The sequence below is a fragment of the Agromyces mediolanus genome, from assembly GCF_014648575.1.
GTDB lineage: Bacteria > Actinomycetota > Actinomycetes > Actinomycetales > Microbacteriaceae > Agromyces > Agromyces mediolanus.
In genome coordinates, this window is record NZ_BMRJ01000001.1 from 197,266 (window position 1) to 218,248 (window position 20,983).

Below are 20,983 nucleotides of genomic sequence, written 5' to 3' on the forward strand. Positions count from 1 at the left end.
GGGACATGCGCGAGCGCGGCCTCGGCTACGCGATCCACTACTTCCCGGAGGCGGCCTACGACCGCAGCGGGCTGGAGCTCTTCGAGCGCGAGGTCATCCCCGCGCTGCGCTGAGGGCCTCGGCTACGCGCCGACGGCGTCGAGCTTCGCGCCGAGCTCGGCGTCGGTGGGCTCGGTGAAGTGGGTGCCGTCCGGGAAGACGACGACGGGGATGTTCGTGCGACCGGAGATCGACTTCGCCGTCTCGGCCGCCTCGACGTGCACCTCGAGGTCGACGTACTCGTAGTCGACGCCGCGCCGGTCGAGGAGGGCCTTCGAGCGACGGCAGTCGCCGCACCAGGCGGCGCCGTACATGGTGATCCGGTCGGGGTTCGCAGCAGTAGCAGTCACATCGATACTGTACGCATTACCTGGCTGGGGTATTCCCGAACGTCGCCCGGCGGTCAGACTGGGGAGCATGCGATTCGAGACGACGATGTCCCAGCTGGGCAACAACACGGGCATCGAGGTGCCGCCCGAGGTGATCGAGGCGCTCGGCGGCGGCAAGCGGCCGCCCGTGCTCGTGCGGGTGAACGGCTATGAGTACCGCAGCACGGTCGGAGTGATGGGCGGGCGCTCGCTCATCCCGTTCAGCTCGGACAAGCGGAGGGAGACCGGCATCGGCGGCGGCGACCCCATCGAGGTCGAGATGGAGCTGGACACGGCGCCGCGCACCGTCGAGGTGCCCGCGGACTTCCAGGCCGCGCTCGAAGCGGCCCCGGGTGCCGTGGCGGCGTTCGAAGCGCTGGCGCCCAGCCACAAGAAGGCGCACGTCACCGCCATCGAGCAGGCCAAGGCGGCGGAGACCCGGCAGCGCCGCATCGACGCCGCGGTGGCGAAGCTCGTCGGGGGCTGAGCCCGGCCGGGCACCTCGCTCAGGCGCGGCCGACGCTGCTGCACCGACCGAGCCGTGCCGACGCCGCTGCGTCGCTGCCGGCTCAGGCGCGGCCGACGAGACGCAGGAAGCCGCTGAGCTGCGCCACCCCCTCGGCTCTGTGCGGGAGCCCGTCGAGCAGCCCGGGCGAGTAGACGAGGTACGCCGCCCACTTCGCTCGCGAGATCGCCACGTTCAGCCGGTTCTTGAGCAGGAGGAACTCCAAGCCGCGCGGGGCCGAACGGGCGGAGGACGCCGCGAGCGACACGATCGCGATCACCGCCTCCTGCCCCTGGAACTTGTCGACCGTGCCCACCGGCACCTCGTGCAGGCCGGCGGCGTCGAGCGCCTCCCGCACGACGCCGAGCTGCGCGTTGTACGGGGTGACGACGATCAGGTCGGCGGGCTCGAGCGGCCGGGGCGCGGCGCGGACCGGACCGTCGGCGGAGTCGTGCGCGTCGTGCCACTCGCGCCCGAGCAGCGAGCGGGCGAGCTCGACGACCGCGCGCGCCTCTTCCGGCGAGTGCGTCGAGTTGCCCTCGTGCTCGACGGGGATGGGCGTGAGGCCGGGCGCGACGCCGTCGAGCGAGCGGCTCGCGGCGACGGGGTGCGACTGCAGCTCGCCCTCGTAGGAGAGCCGCGACACGGGGGCCGCGACGGCCGGGTGCATGCGCCGGCTCTCGGCGAGGAAGTAGCCGAACTCGGCCGGCAGCACGTCGTGGCCGTCGGCGACCCAGCCGAGGGCCGAGGCGTCCACCGGCTCCGGGTGCAGCGCCTGGCTCACCTGCGGAAGCTGCTGCGGGTCGCCCAGCAGCAGCAGATTGCGGGCCGACACCGAGACCGCGATGGTCGAGGCCAGCGAGAACTGGCCCGCCTCGTCGACGACGAGCAGGTCGAGCGAGCCGCGCGGCACCCGGCGCACGTTGCAGAAGTCCCACGCGGTGCCGCCGATGACGTGGCCGTCGGGCCGCTCGGAGACGAACGCGGTGAGTTCGTCCTTGCGGGCGAACGCCGTGAACGCGCGCAGCCCCGCCTCGGCCGGATCTTTCACCGCCTTGCCGACGAGCCCGGCGTCGAGCCCCGCGCCGACGATCGCCTCGAGCAGGTGCTCGACGACGGTGTGCGACTGCGCGACGACGCCGACGCGCCAGCCGTGCTCGCGCACGAGCCTGGCGATGACGTGGGCGGCGAGGTAGGTCTTGCCGGTGCCCGGCGGGCCCTGCACGGCGAGGTAGGAGTACTCGAGCCGGCGCACCGAGTCGACGACGGCGGCGAGGTAGTCGTGCTCGGCGCCGACCGGCGCGAGCGAGCCGGTGGTGCGCGGCGGGCGCCGCCGCAACACGTCCATCGCGGGATTGCGGGGGAGCACGGGGTCGAGCGTCGGGATCGCCGCCGCCCACTCGGCGATGGCGTCGCGCAGGGCGTCGGCCCGCGGGGGAGCGCCGGGCGCGATCGCGACCGGGAGGTCGCGCCAGGTGCGCCCCGGCTGGCCGCGCTCCTCGACCCGCACCCCGGCGTCGCCGGCCTCGACCACGACGGCGTTCGACCAGGCCCGCTGCCCGGGGCGGGCGGACTGGGCGTCGAACGGCGCCGGCCAGTCGTAGAGGAGGAACACCTCGGCCCCCGGGCTGAAGCGCGAACCGGGTGCGATGTGCCCGTCGAGCAGCAGCTCGCGGCGGGCGCTCTGCCAGCGCGGCTCCTCGTACCAGTTGCCGAGCGCACGCGACCGCGCCGGATCGACGATGAGCACGTCGCGGTGGTCCTCCCAGCTCTCGACGGGCTGGTCGCAGCGCAGGTAGTGCCACCACCAGAAGCTCTTCGCCTCGCGGGCGTGGTAGTCGATCGCGGCGGAGGCGAGCGCGAGCGCCTCGGTGTCGGCGTCGCGCCGGACGCCGTCGAGGGTCGGGCGGGCCGCCTCGCGCTGCTGCACCATCGCGCGCAGACGCAGCGCGAGGGGCGAGGCCTCGTAGATGCGGCCGGGTGCCCGGTCGGCGAGCAGCGCGCCCGGCACGGGGGCGACGCCGGCCCCGCGGCCCAGTTCGAGCAGCCAGTCCCGCAGCCGCAGCGTGGAGACGCAGTCGTAACGGTTGTAGTCGGCGAGGTCGGCGAGGATGCGGGCGGCCTCGGCCGCGGCATCCGCATCGCCCCCGAGCTGCGCCGCCGCCTGCAGCTCGCTCGCCCGCACGTACTCGGTGATGGAGTCGGCGCCCGACTTGACGTCGGCCTCGCGCAGCTCGGCGCCCATGTAGAGCGGCTCGAGCTTCTTGATGGAGTAGGAGCGGCTGCCCACCCGCACCGCGCGCTTCACGATCGGGTAGAGGTCGACGAGCACGCCGTCGGCGAGGAGCTGGTCGACCTCGGCCTCGCCCGCGCCGTGCCGGGCGGCGATGGCCGTGAGGTGCGTGCGCTCGTAGCTCGCGTAGTGGAAGATGTGCAGCCCCGGGTGCGCCTGGCGGCGCAGCTTCACGAGCTCGAGGAATCGCACGAGCGCCTCGCGCTCTTCGGCGAAGGAGTGCGCCCAGAACGCCGTGTACTGCTCGGCGGTGTCGACCATGCCCCAGAGGTAGTCGAGGTTCCACTTCGTGCCGTCGCCCTCGGTGTAGAGCGGGTCGCCCTCGAAGTCGAAGAACAGGTCGCCGGGACTCGGCTCGGGTATGGCGGCGATCGCGCGCGCCTCGCGGAGCTCGACGGGCGGGGCGAGCGGCGGGTCGCCCTCGCGCCAGGCCCCGGACGCCTCGGCGGCGCTCGCCTCGGACTCGGCGCGCAACTGTAGCCGGGCCTGGGCGCGCAGGTTCTCGAGCGTCGCCTCGGCGAGGTGCGGCACGGGGCCGGTCGACGCGGCGAGCGCGTCGATCGTCGTGATGCCCGCGGCTGCGAGGGGCTCGCGCTGCGTGGTGCGGAGGCCGCCGACCATCAGCACGTCGCGGTTGGCCTGCACCTCGAGTTCGCAGGTGGGGCAGCGCCCGTCGTGGGTGTAGCGCGGATCGCCCCAGGCGACGGGGGCGGTGTCGGCTTCGCGCTCGGCGACGATGCGGCGCATGCGGGCGAGCCGCTCGCGGTACACCGGCACGATGTCGGCGAGCGAGTGCGCGCTCACCGAGCCGTCGCCGAGGAGGAGCTCGACGGTGTCGTCGAGCGGGACGCCGAGGCGGGCGAGCTGCTCGGCGTAGGCCCCGAGCTGCAGCAGTGCGGTGACCCTGGCGTGCCGGGCGAGCTTGGAGTCCTGCACGCGGTAGCCGCCGTCGGGCCGGCGCACGATGAAGTCGGCGAAGCCGATGAAGTCGGGCTCGGCGAAGGTCGCCTGGAACACGACGGGCGCCCCGGCGGCGAACGCGGCGTTCGTCGCGGCGACGGCGGCGGCCACCTGCTCGAGGTCGCGCACGTCGGGGCGCTCGATCTCGACGACCCCGTCGCCGAACTCGGCCCGGTAGCGCTCGAGCACGCGCAGCTCGTGCGCGTCGCCCAGCTCGCCGGCGCGGCGCAGCATGGGGTCGTCGAGCGGGGCGAACAGCGCGTCGCGGCCGAGCTTCTGGTCGAGCTCGCGCAGGAAGGCGAACTCGCAGTCGCTCGCCTTCTTGAGGTCGCTCGCGCTCGTCACCACGGAGCCGTTCAGCAGGTACATCGGGCTCCTTCGTTCGGGATGCCTCCACGCTAGCCGGTGCGTCCGACACGGCATCGGCGTAGGGTGTGCCGCATGGCCGACTGGGAGCAGCTCCGCCGTCTCGCCCTCGCCCTGCCCGACACGAGCGAGGGCACGAGCTGGGGATCGGCGCACTGGCGGGTGCACGGCAAGGGCTTCGTCTGGGAGCGTCCGCTGCGCAAGACCGACCTGGCGGAGCTCGGGCTCGACGAGCAGCCGGGCCCGATCCTGGGCGCGAGGGTCGAGGACGAGGCGGTGAAGCTCGCCCTGGTCGAGGAGGACCCCGCGGTGTTCTTCACGATCCATCACTTCGACGGCTGGTCGGCGATCCTCGCGCGGCTCGACCGCATCTCCGATCGGCGCCTCGAGGAGCTCGTCGAGGAGGCCTGGCTGCTGATGGCGCCGCCGAGGCTCGGCCGCGAGTGGCTCGACGCCCACCCGGACTGAGCGCCGCCTACGCTCCGGGCGCGTCGAGGGCGCCGCGGTCGAGCCCGAGCATCCCCTCGACGGCGTGGCTGATGAGCGAGCCCCGGTCGCTCGTGTCGCCCCAGCGTACGAGCGCCTGCGCGTTCAGTCCGTCGACCATGCCGAGGAGCTGCCAGGCCACCGCGGCCGGATCCTCGGTCTCGAACTCGCCGGCGGCGACCCCGGCCCCGATGACGTCCTGGATCACCCCCTGCCAGGCATCCATCTGCGCGCGCACCTCGGCGGCGAGCGTCTCGTTGCGGCGGCCGAGCGCCCACGCCTCGACCCAGACGAGCGTCACGTCGTCGCGGCTGCCGTCGAGGATCGTGCGGACGAGCACGCCGAGCTGCGCGCGCGGCCCGGGCAGTGCGTCGAGCAGCGTCTCGATCTCGGCGACCTCGGCCGAGACGACCGAGGCGAAGGTGCGGGCGATGAGCACGTCCATGCTCGGCACGTAGTGCGCGACGAGCGCAGGGGCGACGCCGGCGCGGGCCGCGACGGCGCGCAGCGTGACGGCGGAGAGGCCCTCCTCGAGCGCGAGCGAGCGTGCGGCGTTCGCGATGGAGAGCGCCCGCTCCGCCGGGGACATCCTGGGGGCGCGCTGACGCGTCGGCGTTGACATGATCCCCCATCCTAGATAGCCTCGGCGCAGATATTGACCATTTGGTCAATAGAATCTGCGAACCTAGACGTGATGCCGCGGCTCCCGAGGCGTCCCGAACCTCGAAGTGGAGGCTCCCCGATGAGCTGGCGCATGCCCTCTGAGACCGCACCGCACGACCGTACCTGGATGGCGTTCCCGCGCGAGGGGCTCACCCTCGGCGAGGGCGAGGCCTTCCGCCAGACGGGGTACGACGCGTGGACGGCCGTCGCGCACGCCGTCGCGGAGTTCGAGCCGGTCACGATGGTCGTCGACCCGAGCGAGATCGCGCGCGCTCGCCGCATGCTGAGCTCCGAGATCGAGCTCCTCGAGGCGCCGCTCGACGAGTTCTGGATGCGCGACTTCGGCCCCACCTTCGTCGTCGACGACGAGCGCCCGGGCGTCCTCGGCGCCGTCGACTGGATCTTCAACGGCTGGGGCGCGCCCGAGTGGGCCGAGTGGCAGAAGTCGGCCGAGATCGCGCGCTTCGCCGCGGCGCACGCCGGCGCCGAGCTCGTCAGCTCCGTGCTCGTGAACGAGGGCGGCGGCATCCACGTCGACGGCGAGGGCACCGTGCTCGTCACCGAGACCGTGCAGCTCGACCCGCGCCGCAACCCCTTCGCCGACCGGGCCCGCGTCGAGGCCGAGCTCGCCCGCACGATCGGGGCGACGAAGGTCGTCTGGCTGCCCCGCGGCCTCACCCGCGACTACGACGAGTTCGGCACCAACGGCCACGTCGACATCGTCGCGACGATCACGGCGCCGGGCACCGTGCTGCTCCACGCGCAGCAGAACCCCGAGCACCCCGACTTCGAGGTCTCGCGCGAGATCCGCCAGGTGCTCGAAGCGGCGACGGATGCCTCGGGCCGCGGCTTCGAGGTCGTCGACCTCCCGGCGCCCGACACGCTGCGCGACGACGAGGGCTTCGTCGACTACAGCTACGTCAACCACCTCGTCGTGAACGACGGCATCATCGCGTGCGGCTTCGGCGAGGAGGCGGCCGACGCCCGCGCCCGCGAGATCCTCGAGGCGGCCTACCCGGGCCGCCGGGCCGTCACCGTCGACTCGCGGCCGATCTTCGCCCGCGGCGGCGGCATCCACTGCATCACGCAGCAGCAGCCCACGGTCGAGGGGGTCGCCCGATGAGCGGCTTCGACGTCGTCGAGGCGCCGATCGCCCGCCTCCGCGCCGCCCTCGAGTCCGGCGAGACCACCTCGGTCGAGCTGCTCGACGCCTACCTCGCCCGCATCGCCGCCTACGACGCCCCCGGCACCCCGACGGCGCTCAACGCGCTCGTCGTGATGAACCCGGCCGCCCGTGCCGACGCCGAGGCATCCGACGCCCGCCGCGCCCGCGGCGAGACGCTCAGTCCGCTCGACGGCATCCCGTACACCGCGAAGGACAGCTACCTCGCGCAGGGGCTCACCGCCGCGGCGGGCAGCCCGGCCTTCGAGCACCTCGTCGCGCAGCGCGACGCGTTCACCATCCAGCGGCTGCGCGACGCCGGCGCGGTGCTGATCGGCCTGACGAACATGCCGCCGATGGCGAACGGCGGCATGCAGCGCGGCGTCTACGGCCGCGCCGAGAGCCCGTACAACGCCGAGTTCCTGACCGCCGCCTTCGGCTCGGGCTCGTCCAACGGCTCGGGCACGGCGACCGCGGCCTCCTTCGGGGCGTTCGGCCTCGGCGAGGAGACCTGGTCGAGCGGCCGGGGGCCGGCGACGAACAACGCCCTCTGCGCGTACACGCCCTCCCGCGGCGTGATCTCGGTGCGCGGCAACTGGCCGCTCGTGCCGACGATGGACGTCGTCGTGCCGCACACCCGCACCATGGCCGACCTCTTCGAGCTGCTCGACGTGATCGTCGCCGACGACCCCGACACGCGCGGCGACTTCTGGCGCGCGCAGCCGTGGGTGCGCATTCCGGCGGCGTCCGAGGTGCGTCCCGCGTCGTACCCCGCCCTCCTGCCGAGCGACGCGGAGGCCGCCCGCGCCGGGCTCGCCGGCACGCGTATCGGCGTGCCCCGCATGTACGTCAACGCCGACCCCGAGGCGGGCACGAACCCCGACGGCGGCATCGGCGGACCGACCGGCCAGCGCATCGAGACGCGCGCCTCGGTGATGGAGCTGTGGGAGGCCGCGCGCCGCGACCTCGAGGCCGCCGGCGCCGAGGTCGTGCTCGTCGACTTCCCCGTCGTCACGAACTACGAGGGCGACCGGCCCGGCGCACCGACCGTGAAGACCCGCGGTCTCGTCTCCGAGGCGTTCCTCCAGCGCGAGATCCTCGACCTCTCCGCCTGGGCCTGGGAGGACTTCCTGCAGGCGAACGGCGACCCCGCCCTCTCCACGCTCACCATCGTCGACGGCGCGCAGATCTTCCCGCACCCCGAGGGTGCGCTGCCCGACCGGGTCGACGGCTTCGACGACGACATCGCGGCGTACCCCGAGCAGGTGCGCGAGCACCCGTACGCGTCGTTCACGGAGATCCCCGAGCTCGAGTCGGGCGTCCGCGGGCTCGAGGAGACCCGCCGCATCGACCTCGAGGAGTGGATGGACGGCCTCGGCCTCGATGCGGTCGCGTTCCCGGCGGTCGCCGACGTCGGCCCCGCCGACATGGACGTGAACGAGGCCTCGGCCGAGCTGGGCTGGCGCAACGGCGTCTGGGTCGCGAACGGCAATCTCGTGCCGCGCCACCTCGGCATCCCGACGGTGACCGTGCCGATGGGCAGCATGGCCGACATCGGCATGCCGGTCGGCCTCACCCTCGCCGGGCGCGCCTACGACGACACCGCGCTGCTCGCGCTCGCCGCGGCCTTCGAGGCGACGGGCGACCGCCGCACCGAGCCGCCGCGCACCCCGCGTCTGGCGGGGTAGCGGCCGGGTAGCCCGGCGTCATCCGCGACCGCCGTGCGCCCGGCCTGCCTAGGCTGGGCGCATGGCTTTCGCGATCGAGTACGAGGAGTTCGGCGGACCCGAGGTGCTGCGGTACCGGGAGGTCCCGGCGGTCGAAGCGGGTCCCGGCGAGGTGGTCGTCTCCGTGCGCGCGATCGGGGTGAACCCGATCGACGCCAAGGTGCGCCGCGCGTTCCGGCCGAGCGGGCCGATCACGACGCCGCGCCGGCCGGGGGCGGATGCCTCGGGCGTCATCACCGCCGTCGGCGAGGGCGTGGCCGCCTGGCAGCCGGGCGACGAGGTCATCGTCGCCTGGGCCGCCCGCACCTACGCGAGCGAGGTCGCCGTGCACGCCGCCCTGCTCACGCCGAAGCCCGCCGAGATCTCCTTCGAGCAGGCTGCGGCGCTCGGCATCCCGGTCGGAACCGCCCACCAGGCGCTCGTCTCCCTCGACGTCTCCGCCGGCGAGACCGTGCTCGTGCACGCCGGCGCGGGAGCGGTCGGCCAGGCCGCCATCCAGCTCGCCCGCCGGGTCGGCGCCCGGGTCATCGCGACGGCGAGCGAACGCAATCACGAGCGGCTGCGCGAGCTGGGGGCCGAACCCGTGACGTACGGCGACGGGCTCGCCGAGCGCGTCCAGGCGCTCGCCCCCGGTGGCGTCGACGCCGCCCTCGACCTCGTCGGCACCGACGAGGCGATCGCCGTCTCGAAGCGCTTCGTGGGCGACCCGGACCGCATCGGCACCATCGTGCTCGGGCCCCAGGCGGCGGAACTCGGCATCCGGGCCTGGAGCGGCGGCAGCCCGATCCCGCTCACGCCGGAGGAGCTCGGCCTGCGCGCGGACGCCGTGCCGCTCGCCGCGCTGCTGCTCGCCGCCGGGCGCTTCGACGTCGAGATCGCGCAGCTGCTGCCCCTCTCGGAGGCCGCCGAGGCGCACCGGCTCAGCGAGACCGGGCACGTGCGCGGCAAGCTCATCCTCGTGCCGTAGCGCGCCCGGTCCGCTCGCGACGTCGCGCGAATCGCCACCGCCCGGCACCGGCGCGCGCCGTTCGCGCGACCGCGCAGCTCAGGCGAGCCGCGGGCGGACGAAGTCGGCGACGAGCGGGGCGAGTTCCGCCGCGATCTCGGCTGGCGCGCGCTTCCTGCCCTTCACCTCGAAGGAGTGCCCGGCGCCGTCGAGCCACTCGAGCACGGCCGTCGGGCCGATGCGGGCGACGACCTCGTCGAGCTCGGAGTTCGGCGTCGCGAAGGGGTCGTTCGTGCCCTGCAGGAACAGCATCGGCGTCGTCACGCCGTACAGATGCGCGTCGCGGAGCTGGCCCGCCTTGCCCGGCGCGTGCAACGGATAGCCGAGGTAGACGAGCCCGTCGACCGGCATCCCCTCGGCGACCGCCATCGAGGCCATGCGGCCGCCGTACGACTTGCCGGCCGCCCAGATCCGCTCCTCGGCGGCACCGGCCTCGGCGGCGAGCTCGCGCGCCGTGTCGACCGCCGCCCGCCATGCGGCGATCGCCGCGGCGGGCCGTCCGGGCATCCGCCGTCCGGCCTCGACGTACGCGAAGTTGAAGCGCAGGGTCGCGAAGCCGAGGCGGGTGAGCGCCCGGGTGAAGCCCGACATGAACGGATGCGCCATGCCGGCGCCGGCGCCGTGCGCGACGACGACCGTGGCGAGCGCGTCGTCCGGTCGCGTCGCGACCGCCGTGACCGGGGTCCCGTCGACGTCGATCCGCAGTTCGTGCTCGGCGACGGAGGTCTCGGTCGACTGCGGCCCCGGCTCGGGCTCCTGCTCGGTCATCTCGGCTCCTCTCGCGGTGCGGGGACGGTCATGGGGCTCACGGGTTGAGCGCGTCGAAGAAGGCGCCCGCGTCCGCGATCACCTCGCCGCCGGCGTCGCGCAGCTCGCCGAGGGAGGCGAGCAGTTCGCCGGCGCCGCCCGCGAGCTCGATGAGCTGGGCGAGCTCGGCCGTGAGCTCGCCGAGCGCGGCCAGCGTCTCGCCGTTCGAAGCGCCCGGCGCGTTCGCGGCCTCGGCGGCCTCGAGCTTCAGCTTCGCCGCCCACTCCCGCTCGACGCCGAACACGACGGCGTACGGCAGGAGTCGTTCGTGCAGGTGGAAGCGCACCAGGGCGTCGCCGCCGGGGGCGTTCAGCTCGCCGCCCGCCGCAGGTGCCGCCGCCGGGGCGCCGTCCGCCGACTCCGGCACGAGCGGCGCGCCGCGCGGCGACTGCAGCTCCCGCAGGCGATCCGTCTCCACGGCCCGGAGGTACTGGCGCAGCCCGTCGAGGTGCTCCCGCTTCGGACGCGCAGCGGGCAGGTACTTCCGCCACGACGCGGGGGTGATGATCACGGTGAGGATCGTCGCCGTCGTCGCGACGAGCGTCACGCAGAGCGCGAGCCAGTCGTTCGCGACGAGGGTGAAGACGATGAGCACCGCCTCGGAGAGCATTCCGAGGTAGGCGAGCACCGTGAGCGTCGTGCCCGGCCAGCTGATGCGGCGGGTGGCGACGAGCCCCTCGCGGGCGAGCGAGTCCTCCGTGAAGCGCAGCAGCGCCTTGATCCGCAGGCCGAGGGCGCGGCGCTCGGCGGAGAACCGGCGCAGCCGTCCCGGCACGTGGTCGGGGCCGACGAGCGCCTCGAGCACGGCGTACTCCTCGGGCGTGAAGCGGGCGCCGGGCACGATGACGACGCCGATCGGCGCCCGGTCGCCGGCCGAGGCATCCGCCACCAGCCGGATCTTGCGCCGAACCGCCAGATCGATCAGTGCCGCCGGCACCGCGCGGCGGTCGGCGTCGGCGAGGAGCGCGTCGCGGAGCACCGTCGACGCGCGGTCGGGCAGGTACTGCACGACCGGCGAGACCGCCGGCTGCCTGGAGACCAGTCGCACCGCGACGCCGAACGCCAGGATGACGATCGCCGGCACGAGCGCGACGGAGACGACGAGGGGCAGCACGGGCTCAGTCTAGGGATGACGCGGGTCGGGCGACGTCGCGGCGCGTCACCAACCCTCCGCGAGCACCCGGTCGAGCATCGCGACGAAGAAGTCGCAGCTCTCCCTGGTGATGACGAGCGGCGGCTTCGTCTTCAGCACGTTCTGGTGGTCGCCGGTCGGCTGCATCACGACGCCGAGCTCGAGCAGGCGGTCGCAGATCGCCGCGGTCTCCTCGGTCGCGGGCTCGAGGGTCTCGCGGTCGCGCACGAACTCGACGCCGAGGTAGAGGCCGAGCCCGTGCACGGTGCCGATGAGCGGATGCCGGGTCTGCAACTCCTCGAGGAGCCCCTTGAGGTACGCGCCGGTCTCGGCCGCGTGCTGCTGCAGCCCCTCCTCGGCGTAGCCGTCGAGCACGGCGAGGCCGGCGACCGAGGACGCCGGGCTGCCGCCCGTGGAGCTGAAGAAGTAGCCCTGCGTGCGGAACCGCGCCGCGATCTCGCGGCTCGTGATGACGGCGCCGAGGGGGTGGCCGTTGCCCATCGCCTTCGCGACGGCGACGACGTCGGGCACCACGCCCTGCTGCTCGAAGCCCCAGAACCACTCGCCGAGCCGCCCGTAGCCGGCCTGCACCTCGTCGGCGATCGCGAGGCCGCCCTCGGCGCGCACGGCGGCGTAGACCTCGGCGAGGTAGCCGTCGGGCAGCGGGATACCGCCGGCGTTGCCGGTGAAAGTCTCGGCGATGAACGCGGCGGGCGGGCGGCCCGCGGCGGCGAGCTCGCGGATCGCGGCGGCGGCCTCCGGGGCGTAGCGGGCGGCGTCGGCGCCGCGGTAGCGCCCGCGGTAGGGGTTCGGCGCCTCGATCGGGTGCACCCAGTCCGGGCGGGTGGCGAGCGCGTTCGGGTTGTCGGCGATCGAGGTCGAGACGGCATCCGAGCCGTACGTCCAGCCGTGGTACGACTCGAGGACGCTCACGACGTCGCGCCGGCCGGTCGCGGCGAGGGCGACGCGGATGGCGAGGTCGGCGGCCTCGGATCCCGAGTTCACGAGGAACACGGTGTCGAGCGGCTCGGGGAGGAGCGCGGCGAGCCGTTCGGAGAACTCCACGACCGCCGCGTAGTGGAAGCGCGAGTTCGTGTTCAGCCGGCGGAGCTGCCGGGCGACGGCGTCGGCGACGCCCGGGTGCCCGTGCCCGAGCGGCGTGACGTTGTTCACCATGTCGAGGTAGACGCGGCCGTCGGTGCCGACGAGGTGTTCGCGCCAGCCGCGTTCGATCTGCGGCGGGGCGTCGTAGTAGTGCTCCTGCACCTCGGCGAAGGAGGCCTCGCGGCGGGCGAGCAGGGACGGGGCGGTGCGTGCGCCCGGTGCGGTCGCGGACGGAGCGGCCGGGTCGGCGAGCCCGAGCATCGGCGCGGGGTCGTCGGTGACGGCGAGCCAGCCCGTGGCGTACTCGGGGCGCACGAGGTGCGGCGCGTCGGGGCGGCCGAGGCGGGCGCGCACGCGGGTGCGCGCGGGCGCGATCCACTCGCCGTCGGCCTCCTGCAGCGCACCGTCGAGGATCAGATGCTCGGATGCCTCGAGGCGGGTCTGCTCGGCGAACCAGACGTCGACGCCGAGCGGGATCGTCGCGGCCGACTCCGCCGAGCGGCGGGTGCTCGCGGTCAGCCGCGGGACGGCGCGCGGCAGCCAGGCGGCGGACGCCCCGGCGTCGAGGGCGCGGGCGGCGAGCCGCTCCTCGAGCTCCGCACCGTCGAGCCAGGCGCCGCCGTCGACGTCGTCGGCGAACACGGAGACGTGGAGCCGCGCGACGCCGGGGCGCTCGCTCGCCGCGGTCACCGCGGTCACCGCGGTCGCCGTGGCGGCCGCGCCGCCGCCGTCCTCGGCGAGGGCGTCGGCGATGACGGCCGTCATGACCGCGAGGGGCACCGAGCTCGCCCGCTCGAAGATGCGCCACTCCCGGGCGATGCCTGCGGCCGCGTACGCGTTCTCGCCGCCGTCGAGCTGCACCTGGTGCTCGCCGCTCACGACGAGCACCGCGGCCCGCAGCACCACGATCGGCCAGATCGCGGCGATCTCGGCCTCGCTGAGCGGGCGGCGGGCGTGGAAGGCGCGCACGGCGGGCAGCACCGACACGGGCTCCGCCCCGTCGTGGTGCAGCACCGAGGAGATCGAGATCGCGAGCTCGGCGACCGCCCAGCTGCGGGTCACGTCGCCGAAGTCGATCATGCCGTCGGGGCGGCGGATGCCGCGCTCGGTGCGGCACACGACGTTGTCGTCGGTGAGGTCGAGATGCACGGCCTGCATCGGCAGCGCGTCGGCGAGCGGCGCGAGCGCCGCCCAGGCCTCCGCGGTCGCGTCGTCGACGAGGGCGCGCCGCGAGGCATCCGGGTGGTGGGCCGCGAGGAGCGCGACGACGCGATCCGCGACCCGCGGGTCCCACTGCAGCACCCGGTCGAGGCCGGGGTGGTCGAAGTCCGCGAGGGCGAGCACCGAACTCGCGGCGAGTTCGCCGAGCCCGGCGACGACCGCGGGGGAGAGGTACGCGTCACCCGTGAGCGTGCCGCCCTCGAGGAAGCGCAGCAGGCGGAGATCGAGGGCGCCCTCGCTCGTCTCGGCGCGGACGTGCAGCGGAGCGCCCTCCGCGTTGCGCAGCGTCGTCGCGATGCGGAGGGCCGGGGATGCCTCGGCGATCCGGGCCGCGGCCGCGTCCTGGGCGGCGAGCTCCTCCGCGCCGAAGGCGGGGTTCGTGATCTTCACGACGCCGATCGGGGTGCCGGTCGAGGCATCCGTCGAGCCGTCGCCGGCGGCGCGGGCGAGGAAGTTCTGGTCCTGCTGGCTGCCGAGCGGCTCGAGTGCGAGCTCGAGCCCCCAGTGCTCCCGGGCGATGGCCGCGACCTCGGCGGCGGGCAGGTTCGGGGCGGGGAGTTCGCCGGCGCTGAAGAAGTCGAAGCCGCGGGGCGCGTCGGGCATGGGGTCGTTCGTCCGTTCCATGTCAGTGGATGAGGGCTTTCGCGACGATGATCACGACGCCGAACGCGGCGGTCGTGAGCGAACCGAGCACGCGGATGGGCCACGGGGCGCCCCGGCGCTGGAAGGCGATGAAGCCGAGCACGGCGAGTACCGCGACGCACGTCCACAGGGCGACCCAGATCGTGGCCCGGTCGTCGATGACGCGGGCGGTGCCGAGCAGCAGGATGCTCGAGGGGATGAGGGCCGACAGCAGCAGGCCGAGCGAACGCCGGAACGCGGCGCGGAACGACTCCCGGATGCCGACGATGCGGTCGTGCGCGAGGCCGTGCCCGGCGACCGTGCCGGCGTAGAGGTGGGCGAGCCAGAACACGACGACCGTGATCATGACGGTCGCGAAGACGGTGAACGAGGTCGCCCCGTGCACCCCGGACACGGCGATCAGGCCGGCGACGAGGATGACGCCGTAGACGGCCTCCTCGGTGGCGAAGCTCGCGCGCAGGATGCGGCTCGTCGGCGACTCCGGGGTCGGCCGGCCGGCGGCGGGAGCGGGCGTCGATGCGGGCACGCTGCCAGCCTAGGGCTCCGGCGGCGACGCGCCGATGTGCTCCGGAGGATGTCGGAGGCCGCGCGTACCGTGTGTGCCATGACGAACCGCACGATGAGCCTCGAATCCGACCCCGCCGCCGGCACCGCGCCCGCCCGGGCCGTCGACGAGCGCTGCCCGCGGTGCGACTCGCACGCGGTGCACGTGATCCTCTACGGCCCGCTCGACCTCGAGGTCGAGGCCGCCGCCGACCCCGACACGGGGCTCGACGGCTTCACCTTCGACGACGCGCCCATCTTCGACTGCCGCGAGTGCGGCTTCGAGTGGGGCCTCGCCGTCCGAGAACTGCTGGCCTGAGGCCGCACCCCGAGGGGCGCGGCCGGCGCACCGCGGCGGTTCAGTGCACCTCGGCGGTTCAGCGCACCTCGCGTGTCAGCGCACTTCGACGGTGCGGCGGTCGAGACCGGTCGCGCCGTCGGGGGCGGGCGGGCGGCGCTCGGCGGTCTGCACGGTGCCGTCCGATCCGACCGCGCGCACCTGCAGCTCGTGGGATCCCGGTGAGGCATCCCAGGCCCAGCGCCACTGCACCCAGGTGTCGTCCGAGATGGCGCTCGCGAGCTCGGCCTCCTGCCAGGCGCCGCCGTCGACGCGCACCTCGACCCGCTCGACGCCGACGTGCTGGTACCAGGCCACGCCCGCCACGACGACGGTGCCGGCCGCGACCGGCTCGCGAGGCACGTCGATGCGGCTGGACAGCTTCACCGGGCCGCGCTCGCTCCAGCCGCGGTCGGTCCAGTACGCCCGAGCCCGGTCGAAGCGCGTCACTTCGAGCTCGGTCACCCACTTCGTCGCGGAGACGTAGCCGTAGAGTCCGGGCACGACGAGGCGCACGGGGAAGCCGTGCTCGGCGGGCAGCGGCTCGCCGTTCATCCCGATCGCGAGCAGCGCGGCACGCCCGTCGCGCAGCACCTCGAGCGGGGTGCCCGCCGTGAACCCGTCGATGCTGCGGGAGAGCACCATGTCGGCGTCCGCCGAGACGCCGACGCGGTCGAGCAGCGCGGCGATCGGGTACCCCAGCCAGGTGGCGTTGCCGATGAGCGAGCCGCCGACTTCGTTCGACACGCACGCGAGCGTGACCGCGTGTTCCTCGAGCGGCAGGGCGAGCAGCTCGTCCCAGCCGAGCGTCACGTCGCGGTCGACCAGCCCGTGCACCCGCAGCTGCCAGTCGGCGGGATCGATGATCGGCACCTGCAGCGCCGTGTCGATCCGGTAGAAGTCCTCGTTCGGGGTGATCAGCGGAGTGAGTCCGTCGACGTCGAAGGCGGCGCCGGCGGGGATCGCCGGGGCGGGCGTCGCCGGCGCGGGCAGCCGGATCGCGTCGCGCGCGGCGCTCGCGACCCTCGCGCCGGCCCGTAGCGTCCAGCCGCCGATCCCGGCGAGCACGCCGAGCGCTGCGGATCCGGCGGCCCAGGCGAGGAAACGGCGGCGGTCGGGCCCGGTCGGCAGGGCGGACGCCTCGGCATCCGCGGTCTCGCCGTCGCTTGCCGGAACCGCCGGGGCCGCGGGCACTGCCGGGGCCGCGCGCGCCGCGAGGCGCACGAGCCGCCGCAGCAGCAGGACGGCGACGAGCGCGCTGACGAACGGTGGCGCGAGGTCGAGCGGTGAGAACTGCGCGCGGGTCGCGGTCGCGACGACGCCGGCGGCACCCGCCGCGACGACGAGCAGCGTGCCGATCGGAGGACGGATCGCCTCGAGCACGCCCGCGGCGGCGGCGAGCAGCACGAGCACGAGCGCGATGCCGACGATGAGCGCGAGCTTGTCGGCCGTGCCGAAGAGGGCGATCGCGGCATCCTTCGCCCAGGCCGGGGCGAGATCCACCGCGAGGCTGCCGACGTCGGTGATGGGCCCGCCGCTCGGGGCGACGAACGCGGCGACGAGCTCGCCTGAGCCGAGGCCCGCTCCGACCGCGACGAGTCCCGCGAGCGCCGCGTCGCGGCGTCGCGCCGTTCGAACGGCCCCGGTCACCCCGTCAGCCTACGCTCGCCCTCTGAGGCAGAGCATGACGTCAGTATTTGCGGGTGCGGGGCCGCGCCGACCCGCAAATACTGACTTCGTGCGGGCTGGGGCGGGATCGGGGGCGCGGGATGGGCGCTCAGCCCTCGTCGAGCAGCTCCGCGTGGATGCGGCGCAGATCCTCCATGAGCGAGCCGATGAGGATCCAATGCCCCGAGCGCGGCGCCGTCACGACGAGCGGAGCGGTGAGTGCCGGCACCGCCGAGGTCATCGGAGCCGGCTCCGGCTCGATCTCCGCGAGGTGCACCGCGAGCCGAACGTCGTGCGCGGCACGGCGCAGCTGCTCCGCGATCGCCTGCACCGTCGGCTCCTCCGAGAGCGCCGGGTCGTAGTGGTCGAGCGTCGCCCGGGTCATCCCGATCACCTGCGTCACGATCGGGCTCAGCTTCTCGATCAGCGCCCGCAGCTCGCGCAGTTCGTCGCGGTGGGCCGAGCGCCGCGGGTTCAGGGTGAGCGACTCCTCGCCGGCCGCGATGGATGCCTCCGCGGCATCCCGCATCGGTCGCATGAGCCGCGCCTCGAGCATGAGCTGCTGCATCGCGTGCGACGACTGCGGCGACTCGAGGGCCGCCGCGAGGCGGCTGAGGCTCGCCGCGAGCTCCCCGCCGAGGAGGGCGAGGTCGCGGCGCGCCGGGCCGACGAGCACCGGCGGCACGATGAGCGCGTTCACGACGATGCCGATCGCCGCTCCGATCAGGGTCTCGAAGATGCGGTCGATCGCGTACTCCGGACTCGACGAGCCGAGCGCCAGCACGAGCATCGCGCTGATGGCGACCTGATTGCCGGTGCCCGGCGTCACCTTCAGCGCCCAGGCGACGAGCATCGCCACCACGATCGCGACGAGCACCACCCAGCTCGCCGAGCCGAACACGAGGCCGAGCGCCGAGGCGATCACGACGCCCGCGATGACCCCGATGCTGCGCTCGATCGCCTTCGCGAACGACTGGTTCACGCTCGGCTGCACCACGAGCAGCGCCGCGATCGCGGCGAACACGGGCAGCTGCCCCTGCACGATCCAGCCCGCCACGAGCCAGGCGGCGATCGTCGCCACCGCCGACTTCGCCACCTGCAGCAGCGACGCCCGCTTCGCGGCCCGGAAGACGGCGGTCATGCCCATGCGACCACGCTACTGCGGCGTGCCCCGCGGCTCGTCCTCGCCGTGCTCGGGGATCTCCGGATCGTCGAGCACCGCCAGCTCGTCGTGGTCGACGAGCTCGTCGACGTCGGCGCCCGGCACGCCGAGATCGTCGCGCCGCTCCGCCTCGAGCGCGGTCGCCGAGAGCCGCCGCTCCGACGCCGGAGCATCCGCCAGGCCGAAGCGCCGCCGCAGCGAGCGCACCCAGCGCGGCTGCGCGCCGAGCGGCGCGCCCTCGCCGGGCTCCGCCTCGAGCCCGTACACCTCGCCGATGCGATCGATGAAGGCCGCGCGCTGCGCCCGCTCGTACGCCCGACGCTCCCGGCGGAACGCGATGATCGTCGACCAGCAGATCAGCAGCATCACGATGCTGAACGGCAGCGCGATGATGATCGCCGCGGTCTGCAGCGCGGTGAGCCCGCCGCTCAGCAGCAGCGCGATCGCGAGCAGCGCCGTGATCGCGGTGAAGAAGGTGCGGATCCAGCGCTTCGGGTTCAGCTACCCGCCGGTCGCGATCATGCCCATCACGAGCGCGCCCGAATCGGCCGAGGTCACGAAGAAGATCGCGATCAGGATGATCACGCCGATCGTCACCACCTGCGTGCCCGGCACGTACTCGAGCAACTGGAACAGCGCCCCCTGCACGTCGACCGTGCCGTCGGGCCGGGTCAGCGCGCCCGGGGTCTGCAGCTCGATCGCGAGCGCCGAGCCGCCGAGCACCGCGAACCACAGGATGCCGAGCAGCGTCGGCACGATGATGACGCCCATCACGAACTCGCGCACGGTGCGGCCCTTCGAGACGCGCGCGATGAAGATGCCGACGAACGGCGCCCAGGAGATCCACCAGCCCCAGTAGAACGACGTCCACGACGCCTGCCACTGCTCGCCCGCCTCGCCCTGGAACGCGCTCGTGTTGAACGAGAGGCCGACGAAGTTCTGGATGTAGTTGCCGATGGACTGCACGAACTCGCGCAGCAGGAACTCGCTCTGCCCGAACACGAGCAGGTACAGCACGAGCAGCCCGGCGAGCACGAGGTTCGCCGTCGACAGCCACTTCATGCCCTTCGTGACGCCCGACAGCACCGAGAACAGCACGAACACCGAGATCACCAGGATGATGATCACCTGGGTGAACTCGTCCGGCTCGGCGAAGCCCGCCGCGTGCAGCCCCGCGCTGATCTGCAGCACGCCGAGGCCGAGCGAGGTCGCGACGCCGAAGAGGGTGCCGACGAGGGCGATCACGTCGATCGTGTGCCCCCAGCCGCCCTCGACGCGCTTGCCGAGGAGCGGCTCGAGCGTCCACCGGATCGAGATCGGCCGGCGGCGCCGGTGGATGGCGTACGCGAGCGCCAGCCCGATCACGACGTAGATCGCCCAGGCGTGGATGCCCCAGTGCAGGTACGTCTGGCTGAGCGCCGACTGGGCGAGCTGCTCCGGGGTGCCGGTGACGCCCGGCCGCGGCGAGACGAAATGGCTGAGCGGCTCGCTCACGCCGTAGAAGACGAGGCCGATGCCCATGCCCGCGGCGAAGAGCAGCGACAGCCACGCCGGGAAGGAGAACTCCGGCTCGTCGTCGTCCCGGCCGAGCTTGATGTCGCCGAAGCGGCTGAAGCCGAAGAACAGGCTGACCGCGACGAAGAACGCGGCGATGAGCACGTAGTACCAGTTGAAGGTGTTCACGATGCCCGACTGGATGGCGCCGAACACCGTCTCGGCGGCGTCGGGGGCGACGAGGGCGAACACCACGAAGGCGACGATCACGACCGCCGCGGGCCAGAACACCCAGCGCTGAACAGGCGGAAGTCGTTTCTCCATGCGTCAAAGGTAGCGAGGCGTGGCAGGATCGGCGCATGGCCGACCGCATGATGCTCCTCGACACCGCGTCGCTCTACTTCCGCGCCTTCTTCGGCGTGCCCGACTCGATCGTCTCGCCCGACGGCACCCCGGTGAACGCCGTGCGCGGCCTCGGCGACATGATCGCGCGGCTCACGACGGACTACGAGGCGACGCACCTCGTCGCGTGCTGGGACGACGACTGGCGGCCCGCCTGGCGGGTCGAGCGCATCCCGAGCTACAAGGCGCACCGGGTGGTCGAGGCGGTGCCGGACGGCGTCGACGTCGAGGAGACTCCGCCGGGGCTCGTCGCGCAGATCCCGCGGATCCGTGAGCTCCTCGACGTGCTCGGCATCGCCGTGGTCGGCGCGCCGGAGGCCGAGGCGGATGACGTCATCGGCACGCTCGCGACGGGCGCGCCCATGCCCGTCGACATCGTCACGGGCGACCGCGACCTCTTCCAGCTCGTCGACGACGCCGCCGGCGTTCGGCTCATCAACACCGCGCGCGGCATGAGCAAGCTCGAGCTCGTCACCGAGGCGACGGTGGTCGGCAAGTACGGGGTGCTGCCGCAGCAGTACGCGGACTTCGCGACGCTGCGCGGGGACGCCTCGGACGGGCTGCCGGGCGTCGCCGGCGTCGGCGAGAAGACCGCCGCGGGCCTGCTGCAGACCTTCGGCACCCTCGACGGGGTGCTCGCGGCGGCGGAGGCGGGGGAGCCCGGCATGTCGGCCGGGGTGCGGGCGAAGCTCGCCGCCGCGGCCGACTACCTCGCCGTGGCGCCCGAGGTGGTGCGGGTGCGCCGCGAGCTGCCGCTCGGCTTCGGGCCGGACGCGGCGAAGCTCCGGCCGCTCGGCGCCGCCGCGCGCGAGCGGCTCGAGCAGCTCGGCGCCGAGTGGAACCTCGGCGGCACGGTCGGCCGGCTCGAAGCCGCGCTCGACCGCACCGCCTGAACC

At 73.9% G+C, this 20,983-nt stretch carries 16 protein-coding genes and 2 pseudogenes; 8 read left to right on the forward strand and 10 right to left on the reverse strand.

The features are described 5' to 3' along the window. Positions 1–113: pseudogene (locus IEY71_RS00905) on the forward strand (LLM class F420-dependent oxidoreductase); the annotation flags it as partial. 9 nt (positions 114–122) lie between these two features. Here IEY71_RS00905 and IEY71_RS00910 read toward each other — a convergent pair. Next, a complete protein-coding gene (locus IEY71_RS00910; RefSeq protein WP_373292238.1) occupies positions 123–389 on the reverse strand; it encodes a glutaredoxin family protein in 267 nt (88 codons plus the stop codon). A gap of 67 nt (positions 390–456) precedes the next feature. Between IEY71_RS00910 and IEY71_RS00915 the strand changes: the two genes are divergently transcribed. Next, positions 457–894, forward strand: a complete 438-nt coding sequence (locus IEY71_RS00915; protein ID WP_189083442.1) for a YdeI/OmpD-associated family protein — start codon at positions 457–459, stop codon at positions 892–894. A gap of 82 nt (positions 895–976) precedes the next feature. On the opposite strand, the gene IEY71_RS00920 is transcribed toward IEY71_RS00915, so the two are convergent. Further along, positions 977–4,534 (reverse strand): TM0106 family RecB-like putative nuclease, encoded by a 3,558-nt coding sequence (locus IEY71_RS00920; protein ID WP_189083443.1) that lies wholly within the window; start codon positions 4,532–4,534, stop codon positions 977–979. Between the two features lie 72 nt (positions 4,535–4,606). Here IEY71_RS00920 and IEY71_RS00925 point away from each other — a divergent pair, with 72 nt between their 5' ends. Further along, a complete protein-coding gene (locus IEY71_RS00925; RefSeq protein ID WP_189083444.1) occupies positions 4,607–4,999 on the forward strand; it encodes an MmcQ/YjbR family DNA-binding protein in 393 nt (130 codons plus the stop codon). Between the two features lie 7 nt (positions 5,000–5,006). On the opposite strand, the gene IEY71_RS00930 is transcribed toward IEY71_RS00925, so the two are convergent. Beyond that, entirely contained in the window at positions 5,007–5,639 is a 633-nt protein-coding gene (locus IEY71_RS00930) for a TetR/AcrR family transcriptional regulator (protein WP_189083445.1), read from the reverse strand. Between the two features lie 120 nt (positions 5,640–5,759). On the opposite strand from IEY71_RS00930, the gene IEY71_RS00935 reads away from it, so the two are divergent. The 3 genes from IEY71_RS00935 to IEY71_RS00945 all read left to right on the forward strand — a co-directional run bounded on the left by IEY71_RS00935 (position 5,760) and on the right by IEY71_RS00945 (position 9,536). Beyond that, positions 5,760–6,803 carry an agmatine deiminase family protein gene (locus tag IEY71_RS00935; protein WP_189083446.1) on the forward strand — a complete coding sequence of 348 codons (1,044 nt, stop codon included), beginning with the start codon at positions 5,760–5,762 and terminating at the stop codon, positions 6,801–6,803. Further along, positions 6,800–8,530 (forward strand): amidase, encoded by a 1,731-nt coding sequence (locus tag IEY71_RS00940; protein ID WP_189083447.1) that lies wholly within the window; start codon positions 6,800–6,802, stop codon positions 8,528–8,530. The genes IEY71_RS00935 and IEY71_RS00940 overlap by 4 nt, the downstream gene beginning before the upstream one ends. Before the next feature lie 61 nt (positions 8,531–8,591). Then, positions 8,592–9,536 (forward strand): NADP-dependent oxidoreductase, encoded by a 945-nt coding sequence (locus IEY71_RS00945; protein ID WP_189083448.1) that lies wholly within the window; start codon positions 8,592–8,594, stop codon positions 9,534–9,536. Positions 9,537–9,614: 78 nt separating this feature from the next. On the opposite strand, the gene IEY71_RS00950 is transcribed toward IEY71_RS00945, so the two are convergent. Genes IEY71_RS00950 through IEY71_RS00965 form a run of 4 tightly spaced genes read right to left on the reverse strand, consistent with a single transcriptional unit; the run spans position 9,615 to position 15,007 of the window. Then, positions 9,615–10,343, reverse strand: a complete 729-nt coding sequence (locus IEY71_RS00950) for an alpha/beta hydrolase family protein (protein WP_189083449.1) — start codon at positions 10,341–10,343, stop codon at positions 9,615–9,617. A 37-nt stretch (positions 10,344–10,380) separates the two neighbouring features. Next, positions 10,381–11,496, reverse strand: coding sequence for a DUF2207 domain-containing protein (locus tag IEY71_RS00955; protein WP_189083450.1), 1,116 nt, complete (start codon positions 11,494–11,496; stop codon positions 10,381–10,383). A 45-nt stretch (positions 11,497–11,541) separates the two neighbouring features. Beyond that, positions 11,542–14,463: an aminotransferase class III-fold pyridoxal phosphate-dependent enzyme gene (locus IEY71_RS00960; protein WP_229781474.1), complete on the reverse strand. Its 2,922-nt coding sequence runs from the start codon at positions 14,461–14,463 to the stop codon at positions 11,542–11,544. 1 nt (position 14,464) lies between these two features. Continuing rightward, the gene (locus IEY71_RS00965) at positions 14,465–15,007 is read right to left on the reverse strand and encodes a hypothetical protein (protein ID WP_229781475.1); all 543 of its coding nucleotides are present in this window, start codon (positions 15,005–15,007) and stop codon (positions 14,465–14,467) included. Positions 15,008–15,085: 78 nt separating this feature from the next. Here IEY71_RS00965 and IEY71_RS00970 point away from each other — a divergent pair, with 78 nt between their 5' ends. Then, positions 15,086–15,343 (forward strand): hypothetical protein, encoded by a 258-nt coding sequence (locus IEY71_RS00970; RefSeq protein ID WP_189083451.1) that lies wholly within the window; start codon positions 15,086–15,088, stop codon positions 15,341–15,343. A 75-nt stretch (positions 15,344–15,418) separates the two neighbouring features. Here IEY71_RS00970 and IEY71_RS00975 read toward each other — a convergent pair whose 3' ends face one another. The 3 genes and pseudogenes from IEY71_RS00975 to IEY71_RS00985 form a co-directional block, all read right to left on the reverse strand. Then, on the reverse strand, positions 15,419–17,011 hold the full coding sequence (locus IEY71_RS00975; protein ID WP_189083452.1) for a molybdopterin-dependent oxidoreductase: 1,593 nt from the start codon (positions 17,009–17,011) through the stop codon (positions 15,419–15,421). Positions 17,012–17,138: 127 nt separating this feature from the next. Then, positions 17,139–18,176: an FUSC family protein gene (locus IEY71_RS00980; protein WP_189083453.1), complete on the reverse strand. Its 1,038-nt coding sequence runs from the start codon at positions 18,174–18,176 to the stop codon at positions 17,139–17,141. A 9-nt stretch (positions 18,177–18,185) separates the two neighbouring features. Further along, positions 18,186–20,009: pseudogene (locus IEY71_RS00985) on the reverse strand (BCCT family transporter). A gap of 35 nt (positions 20,010–20,044) precedes the next feature. On the opposite strand from IEY71_RS00985, the gene IEY71_RS00990 reads away from it, so the two are divergent. After that, positions 20,045–20,980, forward strand: a complete 936-nt coding sequence (locus tag IEY71_RS00990; protein ID WP_189083454.1) for a 5'-3' exonuclease — start codon at positions 20,045–20,047, stop codon at positions 20,978–20,980. Positions 20,981–20,983: the final 3 nt, after the last annotated feature.